This window comes from Colwellia sp. 5_MG-2023 (assembly GCF_030547795.1).
GTDB lineage: Bacteria > Pseudomonadota > Gammaproteobacteria > Enterobacterales > Alteromonadaceae > Colwellia.
In genome coordinates this window covers 1-3,975 of record NZ_JAUOPW010000051.1, presented here as the reverse complement: position 1 = coordinate 3,975, position 3,975 = coordinate 1, and the positions used below count along the sequence as shown (strand labels likewise).

General features: G+C 36.1%; 2 protein-coding genes, 1 tRNA gene and 1 pseudogene. 3 read left to right on the top strand and 1 reads right to left on the bottom strand.

What is annotated here, in order from left to right:
- Positions 1 to 442: 442 nt before the first annotated feature.
- From nadA to Q4496_RS17765, 3 genes are all read left to right on the top strand, one after another.
- Complete coding sequence (nadA, locus tag Q4496_RS17775) at positions 443 to 1,501, top strand: quinolinate synthase NadA (protein WP_215972633.1); 1,059 nt, start codon at positions 443 to 445, stop codon at positions 1,499 to 1,501.
- 133 nt (positions 1,502 to 1,634) lie between these two features.
- A tRNA-Ser gene (locus tag Q4496_RS17770) sits at positions 1,635 to 1,722 on the top strand.
- Positions 1,723 to 2,058: 336 nt separating this feature from the next.
- A complete protein-coding gene (locus Q4496_RS17765) occupies positions 2,059 to 3,300 on the top strand; it encodes an integrase domain-containing protein (RefSeq protein ID WP_303610958.1) in 1,242 nt (413 codons plus the stop codon).
- A gap of 419 nt (positions 3,301 to 3,719) precedes the next feature.
- Here the strand turns inward: Q4496_RS17765 and Q4496_RS17760 are convergent.
- A pseudogene (locus tag Q4496_RS17760) lies at positions 3,720 to 3,860 on the bottom strand (tyrosine-type recombinase/integrase); the annotation flags it as partial.
- Positions 3,861 to 3,975: the final 115 nt, after the last annotated feature.

Genomic DNA, 3,975 nt, shown 5'->3' with positions numbered 1-3,975 from the left:
CGTTAGCTCAGTTGGTAGAGCAGTTGGCTTTTAACCAATTTGTCGAAGGTTCAAATCCTTCACGGCCGACCACTTTTCTTATAGCTTTTAAGTACCAAAAAATAAGCCTTGGCTTTTAACCAACTAAATCAAGTTAGTCGAAGGTTTAAATTCTTCACGGCCGACCACTTTTTTATACTTCTTCAGTTCTTACAAATAAACCAAACCAAGATCAGGCTTTTAACTGCTCAATCAAGTAATCTAATGTTCGAACATTTACGGTCAAGCAACTATTCCAATACTTGTAAATCTTTTAACAAAGAATACTGCTTTATATCTTATTAGTCTTTTACAAGCTTTTAAACTCGGGGCTAATCGTTCAAAGTACTACACATTACTTAGTCGTTCCCTTATAATTACGCCGTTTAAAGACATTTATACTTGTTATATATAGAGAGCTAAAATGAGCCAAATTAATGCAGCTGTTGATTTTGATTTTCAATTTCCAGCGAAACCTGAATTATTAAATAATGATGAAAAAGCACAATATATTGCGAGAATTAAAGCATTATTAATTGAAAAAAATGCAGTTTTAGTCGCTCATTATTACACTGATCCCGAAATTCAAGCGCTTGCTGAAGAAACAGGGGGCTGTGTTGCTGATTCTTTAGAAATGGCACGTTTTGGTAATCAACATCCAGCAGACACTTTAATTGTTGCAGGTGTTAAGTTTATGGGGGAAACCGCAAAGATTTTAACCCCAGAAAAAACAGTGCTAATGCCTGAGCTAGAGGCAACTTGTTCATTAGATCTAGGTTGTCCTATTGAAGAGTTTTCCGCATTCTGTGATCAACATCCTGATCATACTGTTGTTGTATACGCTAATACTTCTGCGGCTGTTAAAGCCCGTGCTGATTGGGTTGTTACGTCAAGTATTGCGTTAGAAATTGTTGAAATGCTAGAAAGCGAAGGAAAGCCTATCTTATGGGGGCCAGATCGTCATTTAGGTGCCTATATTGAAAAAGAAACAGGTGCTCAAATGTTAATGTGGCAGGGCGCTTGTATTGTTCATGATGAATTTAAAGCGAAAGCTTTACGAGATTTAAAAATTCAATATCCTGATGCTGCGGTATTAGTTCATCCTGAGTCACCGGCTAATGTAGTCGCATTAGCTGATGCCGTAGGCTCAACCAGTCAATTGATAAAAGCTAGCCAAGAAATGCCAAATCAACACTTTATTGTGGCGACTGATCAGGGTATTTTTTACAAAATGGAACAAGCTAATCCAGATAAAACTTTTGTTGCAGCACCAACGGGTGGTAATGGAGCTACATGTCGTAGTTGCGCAAGTTGCCCATGGATGGCAATGAATGGCCTAAAGTCTATTGCTGAAGCGTTAGAGAGCCCTGTAGGTAAAGAAATCACTGTCGATAGCGAGCTTGCTAAAAAAGCCTTAGTTCCATTACATAGAATGTTAAATTTTGCTGCAGAAAATAAACTGGCAGTGAAGGGGAACGCTTAATTTAGCTTAGCTTCATTGAGTAGACTTAACATAACCGTGTGAATTATAAACATTTGTGCAGTTTTGTTCGATTACTAATGAGTTCCGCTTGCGTGTTAGTTCGTTTTTATCTACTATAGCGCAGCTTGTTACTGGTGAGGTGTCCGAGTGGCCGAAGGAGCACGCCTGGAAAGTGTGTAAGGCGCAAGCCTTCGAGGGTTCGAATCCCTCCCTCACCGCCATATTCTATATCTACTAAAAATAGATATACTTCATAAAGTGTCAAGAGGCTCCAAGCCTTTATAAAGCAGGCTGTAAAGATTAGAGCCTGCTTTCATAGCACTTCATAACCCATCGTGACATACCACATGCAAAGTGGTACATTAAGTGGTACGTACTCTTTTAAATAGTAAATTCTTAATCCTGTTTAATTGACGTACCACTTAGTATTAAAAAATGGTGTACCACCTAAACAATAAAAAAACCAATTAAAACAATTATTAATAAGTTTTACTGTTTTTTTGATTGTGGCCATATTTTTAATAAAACGTACCACTTAAGTAAAAAGGCATACTAGTATGGCAGCTAGAACGAACCCATTGACTGATACTCAAATCAAGCAAGCGAAAGGTAATAGTAATAAAACCATTAAACTTGCAGACGGAGAGGGGTTACAGCTTTTAATAAAGCCTAGCGGATCTAAAATATGGCACTTGCGATACACCAATCCGATAACTAAAAACAAAACCACCTTGAGTTTTGGTAGTTATCCATCGGTTAGCTTAGCCAATGCTAGAACACAGCGAAAAGAGGCTAGAGAGCTATTAGCACAAAATATTGATCCTAAAAAACATCGTGAAGAAGAACTCCAGAAAAAGCGGTTTGCTTTAAACAACAGTTTTAAATCAGTATTTGATGAATGGTTTGCGATAAAAGAAACTAATGTTGCTATTAAGCAATCAAAACTCATTAAACGAGCCTTTGAAAATCATCTATTTAAAGAACTAGGGGCGATTCCTATCGGAGAGTTAAAACCTCAACGTGTAATTGAAGTCGTTAAAAAAGTAGAAGCACAAGGGAAGAATGATTTGGCTAAACGCCTTTGTAGTCGTATTAATGAGGTAATGAATTATGCGGCTAATACAGGCCGTATTGGCCTTAATCCATTGTCAGGTATAACTTCTGCCTTTAAAAAAGTAAAAGCCAAATCACACCCAGCTATTACACCAGATAGATTACCCTGGTTACTACAATTGATTAATAATGCAGAGCTAAAAAGGGTAACACGCTGTTTAATTGAATGGCAGTTACACACCATAACTCGATCGAATGAAGCTGCCAGTACAAAATGGGCTGATATCGATATAAATAAAAAATTATGGACAATTCCTGCAGATGTTATGAAAATGGATAAACCACATCTAATACCTTTGTCAGAGCAAACATTAAATTTACTGGAAGTACTTAAACCTTTAACCGGTGATGGTGTATATGTTTTTCCGTCTTTCGTGCATGGACAAGGTCACATCAATAAAGAAACAGTCAATAAAGCATTTAGGCGTATGGGCTTACATAATGTTCAAACCGCTCACGGCTTACGTTCGGTTGCAAGTAGTACTTTAAATGAACAAGGACATGATTACGACGTAATAGAGTCCGCATTAGCTCATTTGGACGAAAATCAAGTACGTAGAGCATATAATCGTACTGATTACATGGAGCGTAGACGTAAATTAATGGCTTGGTGGTCAAATCATATTCAAGAGTGTTCTACGGGGAATTTTTCTTTATCTGGTTTAAAGCATTTGAAGATTGTATAACATAAAGTTTTCTATAAAAATTATTTTGATATTTAGTAGGACAACAAATCAGAGGTACTTTATTTTGGTTGAAAAGGGGGATATTTAGGTACTATTGCACCTTAAATAAAATATTTAAAATTCATTGCTCTACAGCCCTTTAAATAAAAGGGATTCAAAAGCTTACCAAAAAGTTGGCACGATTTTGTGTCTGCCTAAATCAGTTTTCACGCTATTTTTTTTATCAGATTTTACGTACGCTCGCATTTTGAAAAATAAAACTCGTGTTGTATGTGAATTCTTTATTGAAATGAGTGTGGGGGTAGTCAATTTTTATTTGTATAAAAATAAAGAATATCATAAATACGTACCCATTTTATGTGGTCTGAAGAAGATATTACTCTTCTACATGAGCAGCAATATAAGGTTCAATATTTTTTCTAATGCTTAAGTCTATCAATAGGGCTTAAAATTCCAGAAGAATGCTGACCTATAACATGAGTATAAATTTGAGTCGTTTTAACATCGTTGTACCCTAGTAGCTCCTGTACTGTTCTTATGTCGGTACTATTTAATAGTAATACCAATTTGATTAATTTTGTGATCTAATTGGACTTTATAATTATTCCTTTTTCATCATGACTTCAAAAGAATTAGAAAAACTCGCTCGAAGCGCTAAAAATAGCCGCATGAGAA

Bases quoted from the DNA above. Each gene is read 5' to 3' on its own strand.
- nadA (WP_215972633.1), top strand. From the start codon at position 443: ATGAGCCAAATTAATGCAGCTGTTGATTTTGATTTTCAATTTCCAGCG.
- Q4496_RS17765 (WP_303610958.1), top strand. From the start codon at position 2,059: ATGGCAGCTAGAACGAACCCATTGACTGATACTCAAATCAAGCAAGCG.